The sequence below is a fragment of the Pseudomonas sp. BNK-15 genome (assembly GCF_047456105.1).
Classification (GTDB): Bacteria; Pseudomonadota; Gammaproteobacteria; order Pseudomonadales; family Pseudomonadaceae; genus Aquipseudomonas; species Aquipseudomonas putida_E.
In genome coordinates, this window is the sequence record NZ_CP179898.1 from 3088770 (window position 1) to 3101926 (window position 13157).

The window sequence follows — 13157 nt, forward strand, 5'->3', positions numbered from 1 at the left end:
AGTATGGCCTGCCTGGGCGATCATGCAGGCCATAGGTCAGACCGATTGACAAGGGGGGATGGCTTACCTAGTGTCGCGCCATTGTTTACGGATGGCCTCATGACTGACGACGATCGCATCAAACTTGAACCCGGCTGGAAAAACGCCCTGCGTGCCGAGTTCGATCAGCCCTACATGCACCAGCTGCGTGAGTTTCTGCGCCAGGAGCACGCCGCCGGCAAGGAAATCTACCCGCCAGGCCCGATGATCTTCAATGCGCTCAACTCCACCCCGCTTGAGCAGGTGAAAGTCGTCATTCTCGGCCAGGATCCGTATCACGGCCCGGGCCAGGCACACGGCCTGTGCTTCTCGGTGCAGCCGGGTGTGCCGACGCCGCCGTCGCTGGTCAACATCTACAAGGAGCTGCAGCGCGACCTGAACATTCCCATCGCCAGCCATGGTTACCTGCAGAGCTGGGCCGAGCAGGGAGTGCTGCTGCTCAACACGACCATGACCGTCGAACGCGCCAATGCCGCTTCGCATGCCAAGAAAGGCTGGGAATTCTTTACCGACCGGATCATCCAGGTGGTCAGCGAGCAGTGCCCGAATGTGGTGTTCCTGCTGTGGGGCGCGCATGCCCAGAGCAAGCAGAAACTGATCGATGGCACCAAGCACCTGGTGCTCAAATCGGTGCACCCGTCGCCACTGTCTGCGTACCGCGGGTTCTTGGGTTGTGGGCATTTCAGCCGGACCAACGGCTTCCTCGAACAGCGTGGCCTGGCGCCGATCAACTGGGCGTTACCGCCGCTTTAAGGGGCGAGCCGGTGCTCAGTGGCCGGCTTGCCGGCGATCACCTGCAAAGCTTTCAGTGCTGGCCTTTCACCCAGCATCTGAACAGCGGTTCGGCCAGAAACAGCACGAACAGCAAGCGCATCACCTGCAACGCCGTCACCAACGGCACCGACAGCTGCAATGTCTCTGCGGTCAGGCTCATCTCGGCAATGCCGCCCGGCATCATGCCCAGCGTCAGCGAGCGCAGATCCAGCGCAGTCATCACGCTCAACCCCCAGGCGGCAGTGCCCGCGATCAGCATGCACAGCGCCGTGGCGAGCAACGTGCGCAGCAAGAACGATGGAGCACGGCGGAAGAATGCGCGGTTGAAGTGGCAGGCCAGGCCACTCCCGATCAGCCATTGGCCGATCTGGCTGGCACCGTCGGGCAGGGCGATCTGCAAGTTGCCCGCCAGGCTTAGCGTGGCGGCCACCAGCAGTGGCCCGAACAGCCAGGGGTTAGGCTGGCGCAAGCGCTGCCAGGCGAAACCGACCGCTACACCCAGCGGTGCGATCAGCGCCAGCCAGCCCCAGCTCACGCTGCCGGCATGATTGAGCGGTACACCGTCACCGATCAGGAACTTGAACAGCGCCGGTACGCACAGCACCACCACCAGCACACGCAGGCTTTGCGCCGCCGCCACCTGGCTGAGCACCGCGCCGTTACGCGCGCCGAGGTTGACCATCTCACCGGAACCACCGGGCATGCTGGCAAAAAATGCCGTGGCACGGTCTTCGCCGGTACGCCGCAGCAGCCACACGCCAACCACGCTGGAAACGGTGGTCAGCAGTGCGGCAAAGAAGATCAGCACGAAATGGCTGGCGACCTGCTCGATCACCGCAGGGGTGAAGTGCAGGCCAATACCCAGGCCGATGATGCATTGGCCGCACTTGCGGCCATTGGGGATTTCCGAAAGCTGCCAGGGCGTCAGGCAGCGCACCAGGATGATCGCCAGCAATGAGCCGACCATCCAGGGCAAGGGCCAGCCGACCTGGCTGGCGAGATACCCGCCCGCCAGGCCGACCAGCCCTGTCGCCCAGTACAGCGGCAACGACCGATCAGGCATCGGCCATCGCCCGACGCTGCAGGCTACGTTTGCGCCAGATACGCAGCAGCGGCAGGCAGAGCATGCACACCACCAGTACCCAGATGCCCATGCTGATCGAGCTCGACCACAGAATGCCCAGCTCGCCATTGGAAATCGACAGCGCACGGCGCAGGTTCTGCTCCATCAGGCCGCCCAGGATGAAGCCGAGCAGGATAGGCGACAGCGGGAAGTCCAGCTTGCGCAGGATGTAGCCCATGATGCCGATGCCGACCATCAGGAACAGGTCGAAGGTGGTGGCGTGCACCGCGTATACACCGATCGCGGTGATGATCGCGATTACCGGCACCAGCGCCCAGTTCGGCACGGCGAGGATGCGGGTGAAGATGCGGATCATCGGGATGTTCAGGATCACCAGCATGATGTTGGCGACGAACAGCGAAGCGATCAGCCCCCAGACAATGTCAGGTTGCTGTTCGAACAGCAGGGGGCCGGGGGTGATGTTGTACAGGGTCAGTGCACCGATCATCACCGCCGTGGTGCCCGACCCGGGAACACCCAAGGTCAGCATCGGTACCAGCGCGCCGCAGCAGGATGCGCCGATGGCTGTTTCCGGGGCAGCCAGGCCACGGGCATCGCCCTTGCCGAACTTGCCGCTTTCCCCAGCGATGCGCTTCTCGCTCATGTAGGCCACGGCGCTGGCCAAGGTCGCTCCCGCACCTGGCAGCACGCCCATGATGAACCCAAGCAGGCCGCAGCGGATGTTGACGACGAACACCGAGGCCGCTTCCTTGAAGTTGAACAGCATGCGCCCTGTGGCCTTGACCGCTTGATGCCCATGATGAGTCTTCTCCAGCAGCAGCAGGATTTCGCTGATCGAGAACAGGCCCAGCACCAGCACAACGAACTGGATACCGTCGGCCAGATGCACGCTATCACCGGTGAAGCGGTATACGCCGCTGTTGGCGTCGATACCGACCGCTGACAGGAACAGGCCGATCAGTGCGGCGATGAAGGTCTTCAGCGGTTTGTCCCCGGCCATGCCGCCCAAAGCAACGATTGCGAACACCATCAGCACGAAGTACTCCGCCGGCCCGAAGGCAATCGCCCATTTCGCCAGCAGCGGGGCGAACAGCACCATGCCGCAGGTGGCGATGAGTGCGCCAATGAACGAACTCCACGCCGACAGCGACAGGGCAACGCCAGCCAGGCCGTTGCGGGCCATCGGGTAGCCGTCGAGGGTGGTCATCACGGTCGAGGCCTCGCCCGGGATATTCAGCAGGATCGAACTGATCCGCCCGCCGTATTCACAGCCCAGGTACACCGCTGCCAACAGGATCAGCGCCGATTCGGGCGGCAGGCCAAGGGCGAAGGCGATCGGGATCAGCAGCGCCACGCCGTTGATCGGGCCCAGCCCCGGCAGCAGGCCGACCACGGTGCCGATGAGGGTGCCCGAAAGGGCGGTAACCAGGTTGTAGGGGCTCAGGGCGACGCCGAAGCCCTGGCCCAGGTAGCTCAAGGTATCCATCTGTCAGTTCTCCAGTACGCTCAGCAGGCCGAGGGGCAGGGGCACATCCATCACGCGGTCGAACAGCCAGTAGAGGAACAGGCTCATGCCCACCACCACCAGGGTGCTGCGTAACCAGCGGCCGCCGTACAAGCGGGCCATAGGGATGCCAACCAAGATGGCGCTGAGGATGAAGCCCAAGGCTTCAAAGGTGCTGGCGAAGAGCAGCAGCAGGCCGACGCAGGCGGCAATCTTGGTCAGGGTTGCGCGGTCCAGCGCAGGCTCGTCGTCCTTGTGCACGATGGGCGTGGGGCGTATGGCGAGATAGAGCAGGCCCAGGCTCATCAGCCCAAGCATCAACAGCGGGTAGGCACGTGGGCCGACCGGTTCGTAGGAAAAGGCCGCCTGGTAGGGCCAGGCCATCACGGCCAGGACGGCGCACAGCGCCAGCAAAGCCAGGGCGAAGATGCGTTGCAGGATCATTGGGAATCCTCATTGAGGTTGCAGTGGCCGTAAAGGCCCCTTCGCCGGCAAGCCGGCGATGGGGCCAGTACATGCACCCAGGCTTACTGAACCAGGCCGAATTCCTTGGCCAGTGCCTTGTAGTCCGCCACTTGCTTCTTCACATAGCCGTCCAGTTCGTCACCTGTCATGGCGAACGGGAACAGCTCGCGCTGGTCACGCAGCTTGGCGAAGTCTTCAGAGGCAAGCATCTTGTCGAAGGAGTCCTTCCACCAGGCGTACTCTTCATCGCTCACTTTCGGCCCAAGGTAGAAACCGCGCACCACCGGCCAGACGATGTCGTAACCCTGTTCCTTGGCGGTGGGGATGTCTTTCATCTCCGGCTCGTCCAGGCGGTTTTCCGAGAACACCGCAAGGATGCGCATGTTGCCGCTCTGGATGTGTGGCATGGAGTCGGAGATGTCGGTGGAGCCGACCTGGATGTGGCCACCTAGCAGCGCGGTGGCGATTTCACCGCCCCCTTCCAGGGCCACGTAGCGCAGGTCGCGGGGGTTGATGCCGGCGGCCTTGGCGATCAGGGCAGTCTGCATCCAGTCCTGGCTACCGACGGTGCCACCGGAGCCGATCACCACCTTGCTCGGGTCTTTCTTCAGCGCTGCGACCAGGTCATCGAGGGTCTTGTAGGGCGAATCGCTTTTCACGGCAATGGCGCCGTAGCTGGTGCCGACCGCCGCCAGCCATTTCACGGCATTTTCGTCGAAGCGGCCGAACTTGCCCTGGGCCAGGTTGAGCAAGGAGCCGCTGGACCACGCCACCAGCGTGCCGGCATCGCCCGGGCGCTGCGCTACCACGGCGTTGTAGGCCACTGCGCCGACACCGCCTGGCATGTAGGTGACGCGCATCGGTTTGCTGAGGATCTTTTCCTGCACAAGGGCGCTTTGCACCAGTTTGCAGGTCAGGTCGAAACCGCCGCCGGGCGAGGCCGGGGCGATGCATTCTGGGCGTTTGGGTTCGGCGGCGAGGGCATTGCCGGCCAGCAGCAGGCAGCCGGTAGCCAGGGCGAGGCGGCGCAGTGAAAAGGTCATCGTCTATCTCCGTGAGCGTTGTTGTTATGGGTTACCACAGGGCGACGCTGTAGCTCACCAGCAGCCGCACTTCGTCGGCATCGCGGGCGAAATTCGAACGGAAGGTGGCGTTGCGCAGGCGCACGGCGACGTTTTTCAACGGGCCGCTTTGTACCACGTACTTGAACTCGGTATTGCGCTCCCACTCCTTGCCCTCGCTGCCATCGGCGCGGCTGACGTTGTCGCCGTTGATGTAGCGGGTCATGAAGGTCAGGCCAGGGACGCCCAGCGCTGCGAAGTTGTAGTCGTAGCGCACTTGCCAGGAGCGCTCGTCGGCGCCGGCGAAGTCGTTGATCTGCACGAAGTTGACCAGGTACGGGTTGGCACCATCGACATAAGGGAAGGCGCTGTCACCTGACAGGTGCTGGTAGGCGGCGCTCACCTTGTGCCCGCCCAAGGCATAGCTGAACATGCCGTTGACGGTGGTGTTGTCGATGTTGCCGGCCTTGGCCTGGCCCTGATCATCGCTCACTGCCAGGCGCAGGTCTGCACCGAAGGTGCCCGGGCCCCAAGGCTGGGTGGCGACCATGCCGAGGAAGTGCTGGCGGTAGATGTCGTCGAGCTGGCCGAAGTGGTAGCTGCCGGTGATGCGATCGGTGAATTGGTAGTCGACGCCCGCCAGGTCGAGGTTGTCTGCCGCGAACGTGCCGCCGAAGCGACCGTTCTTGTTGTTCAGGGTCAGGTCTTCCCAGTTGGTGTCGTTGCGATCCTTGACCTTTTCCAGGCGCCCGCCGGTGAAGGTGAGGTTCTGGATTTCTTTCGAGGTGACCAGGCCGCCCTCGAAGGTCTGCGGCAGGATGCGCCCGTCGTTGGGCTGCAGGGTCGGCAGTTCGGGGATCAGTGAGCCGATTTTCAGTTCGGTCTCGGACACTTTCACTTTGCCGGTCAGGCCGAGCTTGGAGTACTCATCGGCGGCCTTGCCATCATCGTGGGTCGGCAACAGGCCGGAGCCTGCGCGGTCGGGGCTTGAGTCGAGCTTGATGCCGAGCATGCCCAGGGCGTCCAGGCCAAAGCCCACGGGGCCGTCGGTGTAGCCGGACTCGAAGTTGAGCATCAGGCCCTGGGCCCACTCTTCGCGCTTGGATTGCTGTGCACTGGTGCCGTCGCGGAAGTCGCGGTTGAAGTACATGTTGCGGGTTTCGAAGGTTGCCGTGCTGTCTTCGAAGAAGGCGGCCTGGCTCATCGGGGCGACGCCGGCAAGCGCAAGGGCGCAGGCATAGGCGTATGGGCGTGCGGATGGGGAACGGGTAGGCGCGAACGCCTGCGGCTGCGATGACAGCATCGGGGATGACTCCGTTATTGTTCTTATTCGTTGCACCTTGCTGGTGCTTTATTTCGGCGCGTGGGGCGACCGTGGTGCGATGCTAGGTAACGAACCTTTCGCTAACCTTTCAGCCTGAAAGGTTTGTTACAAGGGGCTTCACAGACCGGGCTACAGCGGTACACTCCGCGCCACCGCCCCACCCGAGCAGGGAGAATCCGATGCGTGTGCTGCTGGTCGAAGACCACGTACAACTGGCCGAAAGCGTGGCCCAGGCCCTGAAGAGCCATGGTTTGACCGTGGATGTGCTGCATGACGGCGTGGCCGCCGATCTGGCTCTGGCCAGCGAGGAGTACGCCGTTGCCGTGCTCGATGTGGGCCTGCCGCGCATGGACGGCTTTGAGGTGCTGGCCCGCCTGCGCGGGCGCGGCAAGACCCTGCCGGTGTTGATGCTGACGGCGCGCAGCGATGTGAAGGACCGGGTGCATGGCCTGAACCTGGGCGCCGACGATTACCTGGCCAAGCCCTTCGAGCTGACCGAACTGGAAGCACGGGTCAAGGCCCTGCTGCGCCGCAGCGTGCTCGGCGGCGAGCGTCAGCAGCGCTGCGGCCCGCTGGTGTATGACCTTGATACCCGGCGGTTCGCCCTGGGCGAGGACAACCTGACGCTGACCTCCCGTGAGCAGAGCGTACTTGAGGCGCTGATCGCACGCCCCGGCCGGGTGATGAGCAAGGAGCAATTGGCCGCCCAGGTCTTCGGCCTGGACGAAGAGGCCAGCCCCGACGCCATCGAAATCTACATCCACCGCCTGCGCAAGAAGCTCGACGGCCAGTCGGTGGCCATTGTCACGTTCCGCGGCCTCGGCTACCTGCTCGAGCACCGCGATGCGTGACAATGGCAGCCTGCGCGGGCGCTTGCTGGGCAACCTGGCGCTGTTGCTGGTAGTGCTGATGCTGGCCAGCGGCCTGAGCGCCTACTGGAATGGCCGCGAGGCGGCCGATACCGCCTACGACCGTACTTTGCTGGCATCGGCGCGGACCATCGCTGCCGGCCTGTCCCAGCGCGACGGCACGCTCAGCGCGGACGTGCCCTACGTGGCGCTGGACACGTTTGCCTACGACAGTGCCGGGCGCATTTACTACCAGGTGCTGGACATCAACCAGAAACTGATCTCGGGCTACGAGAACCTGCCGCCACCCCCGCCGGGCACACCGCGTACCGACGATTACCCGGCGCTGGCGCGCTTCTACAACGCCACCTACCTCGGGCAGGACGTGCGTGTGGTCAGTCTGCTCAAGGCGGTCAGCGAGCCAAACATGAACGGCATGGCTGAAATCCGTGTGGCCGAGACGGAGGAGGCGCGGGTGAGGATGGCGCGCGGGCTGATGGCCGATACCCTGCTGCGCCTGGGCATGCTGGCGCTGGGGGCATTGGGGATGGTCTGGTTCGCCGTGAGTGCGGCGCTGCGCCCGCTGGAGCGTCTGCGCAAAGCCGTGGAAGAGCGCCAGCCGGATGACCTGCGCGCGCTGCCGCGGGTGCAGGTGCAGCGTGAGCTTGACCCGCTGGTGCGTGCCTTGAATCACTTCACCGAACGCTTGCGAGGGCAGTTCGAGCGCCAGGCGCAGTTCATTGCCGAGGCCGCCCACGAACTGCGCACGCCATTGGCAGCGCTCAAGGCGCGGGTCGAGTTGGGCTTGCGCTCGAAGCAGCCCGAACAGTGGCACCAGACGCTGGAGTCTGCCGCCCAAGGCACTGACAGGCTGACCCATCTGGCCAACCAGCTTTTATCGTTGGCACGGGTGGAAAATGGCGCTCGGGCAATCGCCGAAGGTGGCGCTCAGCGCCTGGACCTGAGTCAGCTGGCACGCGAGCTGGGCATGGCGATGGCACCGCTGGCGCATAAACGGGGCGTGGCCCTGGCGCTGGAGGCCGCGGCGCCGGTGTGGCTCAAGGGGGAGCCGACGCTGCTCAACGAGTTGCTCAGCAACCTGGTGGACAACGCGCTGGCACATACCCCGGCGGGCGGTAATGTGATCTTGCGGGTTCTGGCGCCAGCGGTACTGGAGGTCGAAGATGATGGCCCGGGTATCCCCGAGGATGAGCGCGAGCGGGTATTCGAGCGCTTCTATCGCCGCAGTGCCCAGGGAACTGGCTTGGGGTTGGCGATTGTGGGTGAGATCTGTCGCGCGCACCTGGCGCAGATCAGTCTGCATGACGGCGAGAATGGGGGGTTGAAAGTGCGAGTGAGTTTTATCGCTGACTGATGGCTTGCCTGTGCAGAACCTTTGGCGGGCAAGACGCTGGCTAGCGCAGCATGCTCCGCGCTTCCAGCAGTTCGCCAATCTCCAGTTCCGTGCCAAACGGCAACCCCAGGTGCCGATAGGCCGGCAACGCCGCCAGCGGCCGGCTGCGTCCGCGCTGGCTGAGGCAGCGGGCAATCTGCACCACGTCGATGTAGTCCACTTTGTCGGTGCGCCGGTCCAGGTCTTGAACCTGGCTTGGCAAGTTGACCAGTTGCTCGGGGAACTCCCATGACGAAAGTATCTTGTCGCCCAGCACAGGCTGGATCTGCTCGATCACGTAGTGCAGGCATACCGGGTCGGAGAGCAGTTCGTTGTGCTCTTCGGCGTAGATCAGCACCGGCAGCGCGCCGATCTGGTTGACCAGGCCGCCGAGGGTGGCCTGGTCAGGCTTGAGGTGGGTAAAGCGGCGGCAGATTTCATAGCTGATGCCCGCGACTTCGAGGCTGTTTGCCCAGATATCCCTCAATTTTTGCTCAACTGCCGATGAGCGTGCATGGAAGATCTGCTCGATCACCAGGCCGATGGCCAGGTTGCAGGTGTAGTTGATACCCAGGCGGGTGATGGCCGTGTGCAGGTCGGTGACCTCGATCGCCGCCCGCAGCAGCGGGCTGTTCACCACCTTGATCAGGCGGGCGGAGAGGGCAGCATCGCGGCCAATCACCTTGCTCAGGGCAGCAACGCTGATTTCCGTGTCCTCGGCAGCCTCGCGGATGCTCAGGGCAACTTCCGGAAGGGTCGGCAGGACCAGGTCATCGTTGGCGATGGCAGCCAGCAACTGTGCTTGAACCATCTCGGCCAGCTTGTTCATGTACTTCTCTACAGCAGGGGTGGCGGGCTGGTCAGCGCTGGATTTCCCGGTCGCGATCCAGTTCGTAAGGCAGGCTCGAGACCTGCAGGCGTGGGCCTTGCAGGCTGCCCAGGTGCAGGTTGTCGTCTTCCACGGCCTCGGCACTGAGTACCGCAAGCAGCTCGCAGCCCTGACCCGTGCTGGCCGCGATGACCACTTCCCCGACCGATGAACCATGGGTCGGCGAGAAGATTTGCGCACCCGGGGCAGGAATATCCTGCTGGTCCAGCAGCAAGCGGTACTGACGTCGCTTGAGCTTGCCCAAGTACTGCATGCGGGCGACGATTTCCTGGCCGGTGTAGCAGCCCTTCTTGAAACTCACGCCATCGACCGCCTGCAAATTGATCATTTGCGGGATGAACAGCTCACGGGTCGGGCCCATGACCTGGCCGATGCCGGCACGGACCTGCCCCAGCAGCCAGTCGTTGAGAGGCCCTTGCGGCAATGCGCTTGCCAGTTGTTCACGCACGCTGGCGGCGGCGTCCGCCGGTACCCAAAGTTCCACGCGACCTTCGGAGACGGCCACGGCGATCAGGCCTTCATGGCGTTCGGTGGCGCCGGCGCTGGTCGGCACCTTCAAACCCAGAGTCCGCAGCGCCGCATCACCGTCCTGCAGGCCGAAACGCGCCCAGGCGGCGCTTTCGTCGCTGAGCGTGGCTTTGGAAAACACGGCGTATTTTTTCAGGTCGGCCAGCTGCGCCTCGAGCAGTTCGCTGGCCATGGCCAGCAGGTAGCCGTTGCCTTCGGGCAGGATGCGGAAGCTCGACTGCATGCGCCCCTTGACCATGCAGCGGGCGCCAAGGCTTGCGTGCTCGGGGCTGAGGTAGTTGATGTTGCAGGTCAACTGGCCCTGCAGGAACTTGCCGGCGTCGGAGCCGCGGACGGCGAGGATGCCCTCGTGGGACAGGGGGCTGTAGAAAGCGGAATCGGCCATGGGGGATCGCGGTGGCTAAAGACTGGCGGCCATCATAGAACGCCAGTAACAAAATAGGTAGGTGACTAGACCAACGCCTCGTGCCGCTTCGTGCGCCTGGCTGTATACTGGCCGCCCATTTGAGGAGGGCCCCATGGTCGAACAAACTGAACTCAACCGGCTTTTCTGGCACAGCCGCCGCGGCATGCTGGAACTCGACGTACTGCTGGTGCCTTTCACCCAGGAGGTCTACCCGACCCTGAGCGAAGCCGATCGCGAACTCTACGTTCGCCTGTTGAGCTGTGAGGATCAGGACATGTTCGGCTGGTTCATGGAGCGCACCGAGTCCGAAGACCCGGAGCTGCAGCGCATGGTCCGCATCATTCTGGACCGTGTCCAGCCCAAGTGAGTGTTTCGAGTGCCGTTGGCAGGGCTCGCGCCTGCTGCTGACGGCCTACCTGATCTGCCAGGTGCTGGCGTTGCTTGCCTTGTGGCTGAGTGCGCTGCCCTGGTGGCTTTCCCTTCCTGCCTCCGTCGCTTGTCTGGCCCATGCCTGCTGGGTGATCCCCCGACGCATACTGCTGACCCATGCTCAAGCCGTCACTGGCCTGCGCCGGGATGCTTGCGGCTGGCAGCTTTTCAGCCGTGCCGGGGGCTGGCAGGCGGTGCGTCTGTGTCGCGACAGCGTGGCGCTGCCGGGCCTGGTGGTATTGCGGTTCGCAAGGCCTGGGCGCTGGTTGGGCGAGAGTCAATGTGTTGTCGGCGATGCCCTGGCGGCGGATCAGCATCGGCGCCTGCGGGTACGGCTGAAATTCAGTCGGCGCAGGTGGGCTGAGGTCGCGGCACGCTAGTCAGGTGCCGCGTCGCCCCTTTGCGGTTTTACCCGCGAAGGGCATCGATCTTCAGGCTGGGCTCAGTATGGTGTCCTTGGCCTCAGCCAGCATCCCGGGGTAATCCAGGGTGTAGTGCAACCCGCGGCTTTCCTTGCGCTGCATGGCCGAGCGGATCATCAGCTCCGCCACCTGTGCCAGGTTGCGCAACTCGATCAGGTCGCGGCTGACCTTGTAGTTGCTGTAGAACTCGTCGATCTCGTCCAGCAGCAGGCGCACGCGGTGCTCGGCACGCTGCAGGCGCTTGCTGGTGCGCACGATACCCACGTAGTCCCACATGAACCGCCGCAGTTCGTCCCAGTTGTGCGCAATGATCACATCCTCATCCGAGTCGGTGACCTGGCTGGCATCCCAGCAGGGCAGGGCTTTGGGCATGGCGATCTGGGCCAGGCGGGCCTCGATGTCCGCGGCAGCGGAACGGCCGTAGACGAAACACTCGAGCAGCGAGTTGCTGGCCATGCGGTTGGCGCCGTGCAGGCCGGTGAAGCTGGTCTCGCCGATGGCGTACAGGCCCGGGACGTCGGTATGGCCGCGATCGTCGACCACCACCCCGCCACAGGTGTAGTGGGCGGCGGGCACTACCGGGATCGGCTGACGGGTGATGTCGATACCGAAGGCCAGGCAACGCTCATAGACCGTTGGGAAATGGCTTTTGATGAAGTCGGCCGGCTTGTGCGTGATGTCCAGGTAGACGCAGTCCACGCCCAGGCGCTTCATCTCATGGTCGATGGCCCGGGCTACGATGTCGCGCGGAGCCAGTTCTTCGCGTGGGTCGAAGCGCGGCATGAAGCGTTCACCATTGGGCAGGCGCAGCAGGGCGCCTTCGCCGCGCAGGGCTTCGGTGATCAGGAAGCTCTTGGCCTGCGGATGATAGAGGCAGGTGGGATGGAACTGGTTGAATTCCAGATTGGCAACCCGACAGCCGGCGCGCCAGGCCATGGCGATGCCATCGCCGCAGGCACCATCGGGGTTGCTGGTATACAGGTAGACCTTGGCGGCGCCGCCGGTGGCAAGCACGGTAAAGCGCGCCCCGAAGGTGTCCACCTCACCACTGTTGCGGTTCAGCACGTAGGCGCCCAGGCACCGCGCGCCGGGCAAGCCCAGGCGCCGCTCGGTAATCAGGTCGACCGCCACTCGTTGCTCAAGCAGTTCGATGTTGGGGCGTTTGCGGGCTTGCTCCAGCAACGTGGTGAAAATGGCTGCGCCCGTGGCATCGGCGGCATGGATGATGCGCCGGTGGCTGTGCCCGCCTTCGCGGGTCAGGTGAAATTCGAAGCCGCCATCGTCAACGCTGGAGTGCTCATCGCGGGTAAAGGGCACGCCCTGTTCGATCAGCCACTCAATGGCTTCGCGGCTGTGCTCGACGGTGAATCGCACGGCATCTTCGTGGCACAGCCCGCCGCCGGCATTGAGAGTGTCCTCGACATGGGACTGCACGGTATCGGTGTCGTCCAGTACCGCGGCCACGCCACCTTGGGCCCAGAAAGTCGAGCCATTGGCCAGGTCGCCCTTGCTCAGTACGGCGATGCGCAGGTGGGCGGGAAGGTTGAGTGCCAGGCTGAGACCGGCTGCGCCGCTGCCGATCACCAGGACATCATGTTGGAATTGTTGGCTCATGTCGGGACACTAGTAATCTTCGGAGGGGGCACGGCACAATAGACACGCGTAGATGGCATTGTGAAACTATCGTGAATAGAGGCCGGGTTGCCTTTATAGCAGCCTGCGGTGGCCAATTTCCATGCCACTTGCGACGTTAGGGCAATCTTCGTGGGAACTTTCCTACATGGCTGGAAATCCTATGAAGGCTGCCCGTGCGCCATCATTTCGCGCGGCGACGCGTGGCGGCGGCTCTATCCGGGCTGACACCTGCGTATCCGAAACCTGATTATCGACGCTGCCGGCCGTGCCCGCGCCGCGTCTTCCGTGCGAGCCAGTCAAGGGCCGCAGGAAACTTGCTTGGAGGAGAGAACTTTTGCGAAAAGCCCGAGTCTATG

13 protein-coding genes are annotated in these 13157 nt (G+C 63.9%); 5 read left to right on the top strand and 8 right to left on the bottom strand.

The genetic code is table 11. The annotated features are described in order from the left end of the window. Positions 1-99 precede the first annotated feature (99 nt). A complete protein-coding gene (ung, locus tag ACMGF5_RS14110) occupies positions 100-792 on the top strand; it encodes a uracil-DNA glycosylase (protein ID WP_115273687.1) in 693 nt (230 codons plus the stop codon). 52 nt (positions 793-844) lie between these two features. On the opposite strand, the gene ACMGF5_RS14115 is transcribed toward ung, so the two are convergent. The 5 genes from ACMGF5_RS14115 to ACMGF5_RS14135 all read right to left on the bottom strand — a co-directional run bounded on the left by ACMGF5_RS14115 (position 845) and on the right by ACMGF5_RS14135 (position 6230). Next, on the bottom strand, positions 845-1876 hold the full coding sequence (locus tag ACMGF5_RS14115; RefSeq protein WP_115273688.1) for an AbrB family transcriptional regulator: 1032 nt from the start codon (positions 1874-1876) through the stop codon (positions 845-847). Beyond that, the gene (locus ACMGF5_RS14120) at positions 1869-3383 is read right to left on the bottom strand and encodes a tripartite tricarboxylate transporter permease (protein WP_115273689.1); all 1515 of its coding nucleotides are present in this window, start codon (positions 3381-3383) and stop codon (positions 1869-1871) included. The genes ACMGF5_RS14115 and ACMGF5_RS14120 overlap by 8 nt, the downstream gene beginning before the upstream one ends. Before the next feature lie 3 nt (positions 3384-3386). Continuing rightward, on the bottom strand, positions 3387-3845 hold the full coding sequence (locus ACMGF5_RS14125; protein WP_115273690.1) for a tripartite tricarboxylate transporter TctB family protein: 459 nt from the start codon (positions 3843-3845) through the stop codon (positions 3387-3389). An 83-nt stretch (positions 3846-3928) separates the two neighbouring features. Then, entirely contained in the window at positions 3929-4909 is a 981-nt protein-coding gene (locus ACMGF5_RS14130) for a Bug family tripartite tricarboxylate transporter substrate binding protein (protein WP_012312979.1), read from the bottom strand. 31 nt (positions 4910-4940) lie between these two features. Beyond that, positions 4941-6230: an OprD family porin gene (locus tag ACMGF5_RS14135; protein ID WP_161872334.1), complete on the bottom strand. Its 1290-nt coding sequence runs from the start codon at positions 6228-6230 to the stop codon at positions 4941-4943. Positions 6231-6430: 200 nt separating this feature from the next. Between ACMGF5_RS14135 and ACMGF5_RS14140 the strand changes: the two genes are divergently transcribed. Both ACMGF5_RS14140 and ACMGF5_RS14145 read left to right on the top strand, forming a co-directional pair. Next, the gene (locus tag ACMGF5_RS14140; RefSeq protein WP_012312981.1) at positions 6431-7102 is read left to right on the top strand and encodes a response regulator; all 672 of its coding nucleotides are present in this window, start codon (positions 6431-6433) and stop codon (positions 7100-7102) included. Then, positions 7095-8474 (top strand): sensor histidine kinase, encoded by a 1380-nt coding sequence (locus ACMGF5_RS14145; protein WP_046784942.1) that lies wholly within the window; start codon positions 7095-7097, stop codon positions 8472-8474. Before ACMGF5_RS14140 ends, ACMGF5_RS14145 begins: the two co-directional genes overlap by 8 nt. Before the next feature lie 40 nt (positions 8475-8514). Here ACMGF5_RS14145 and ACMGF5_RS14150 read toward each other — a convergent pair whose 3' ends face one another. Both ACMGF5_RS14150 and ACMGF5_RS14155 read right to left on the bottom strand, forming a co-directional pair. Beyond that, positions 8515-9321 carry an HDOD domain-containing protein gene (locus tag ACMGF5_RS14150; protein ID WP_414156887.1) on the bottom strand — a complete coding sequence of 269 codons (807 nt, stop codon included), beginning with the start codon at positions 9319-9321 and terminating at the stop codon, positions 8515-8517. 31 nt (positions 9322-9352) lie between these two features. After that, entirely contained in the window at positions 9353-10294 is a 942-nt protein-coding gene (locus ACMGF5_RS14155) for a YgfZ/GcvT domain-containing protein (protein ID WP_404601856.1), read from the bottom strand. A gap of 133 nt (positions 10295-10427) precedes the next feature. Here ACMGF5_RS14155 and ACMGF5_RS14160 point away from each other — a divergent pair, with 133 nt between their 5' ends. Together ACMGF5_RS14160 and ACMGF5_RS14165 are read left to right on the top strand one after the other, a co-directional pair. Beyond that, complete coding sequence (locus tag ACMGF5_RS14160; RefSeq protein ID WP_008094993.1) at positions 10428-10682, top strand: succinate dehydrogenase assembly factor 2; 255 nt, start codon at positions 10428-10430, stop codon at positions 10680-10682. After that, entirely contained in the window at positions 10666-11124 is a 459-nt protein-coding gene (locus ACMGF5_RS14165; RefSeq protein ID WP_046784945.1) for a protein YgfX, read from the top strand. Before ACMGF5_RS14160 ends, ACMGF5_RS14165 begins: the two co-directional genes overlap by 17 nt. A gap of 51 nt (positions 11125-11175) precedes the next feature. On the opposite strand, the gene nadB is transcribed toward ACMGF5_RS14165, so the two are convergent. Then, positions 11176-12780, bottom strand: coding sequence for an L-aspartate oxidase (gene nadB / locus ACMGF5_RS14170; RefSeq protein ID WP_125924242.1), 1605 nt, complete (start codon positions 12778-12780; stop codon positions 11176-11178). Positions 12781-13157 lie beyond the last annotated feature (377 nt).

Coding starts and splice junctions, on each gene's coding strand:
- ung (WP_115273687.1), top strand. CDS start 100: ATGACTGACGACGATCGCATCAAACTTGAACCCGGCTGGAAAAACGCC.
- ACMGF5_RS14115 (WP_115273688.1), bottom strand. CDS start 1,876: ATGCCTGATCGGTCGTTGCCGCTGTACTGGGCGACAGGGCTGGTCGGC.
- ACMGF5_RS14120 (WP_115273689.1), bottom strand. CDS start 3,383: ATGGATACCTTGAGCTACCTGGGCCAGGGCTTCGGCGTCGCCCTGAGC.
- ACMGF5_RS14125 (WP_115273690.1), bottom strand. CDS start 3,845: ATGATCCTGCAACGCATCTTCGCCCTGGCTTTGCTGGCGCTGTGCGCC.
- ACMGF5_RS14130 (WP_012312979.1), bottom strand. CDS start 4,909: ATGACCTTTTCACTGCGCCGCCTCGCCCTGGCTACCGGCTGCCTGCTG.
- ACMGF5_RS14135 (WP_161872334.1), bottom strand. CDS start 6,230: ATGCTGTCATCGCAGCCGCAGGCGTTCGCGCCTACCCGTTCCCCATCC.
- ACMGF5_RS14140 (WP_012312981.1), top strand. CDS start 6,431: ATGCGTGTGCTGCTGGTCGAAGACCACGTACAACTGGCCGAAAGCGTG.
- ACMGF5_RS14145 (WP_046784942.1), top strand. CDS start 7,095: ATGCGTGACAATGGCAGCCTGCGCGGGCGCTTGCTGGGCAACCTGGCG.
- ACMGF5_RS14150 (WP_414156887.1), bottom strand. CDS start 9,321: ATGAACAAGCTGGCCGAGATGGTTCAAGCACAGTTGCTGGCTGCCATC.
- ACMGF5_RS14155 (WP_404601856.1), bottom strand. CDS start 10,294: ATGGCCGATTCCGCTTTCTACAGCCCCCTGTCCCACGAGGGCATCCTC.
- ACMGF5_RS14160 (WP_008094993.1), top strand. CDS start 10,428: ATGGTCGAACAAACTGAACTCAACCGGCTTTTCTGGCACAGCCGCCGC.
- nadB (WP_125924242.1), bottom strand. CDS start 12,780: ATGAGCCAACAATTCCAACATGATGTCCTGGTGATCGGCAGCGGCGCA.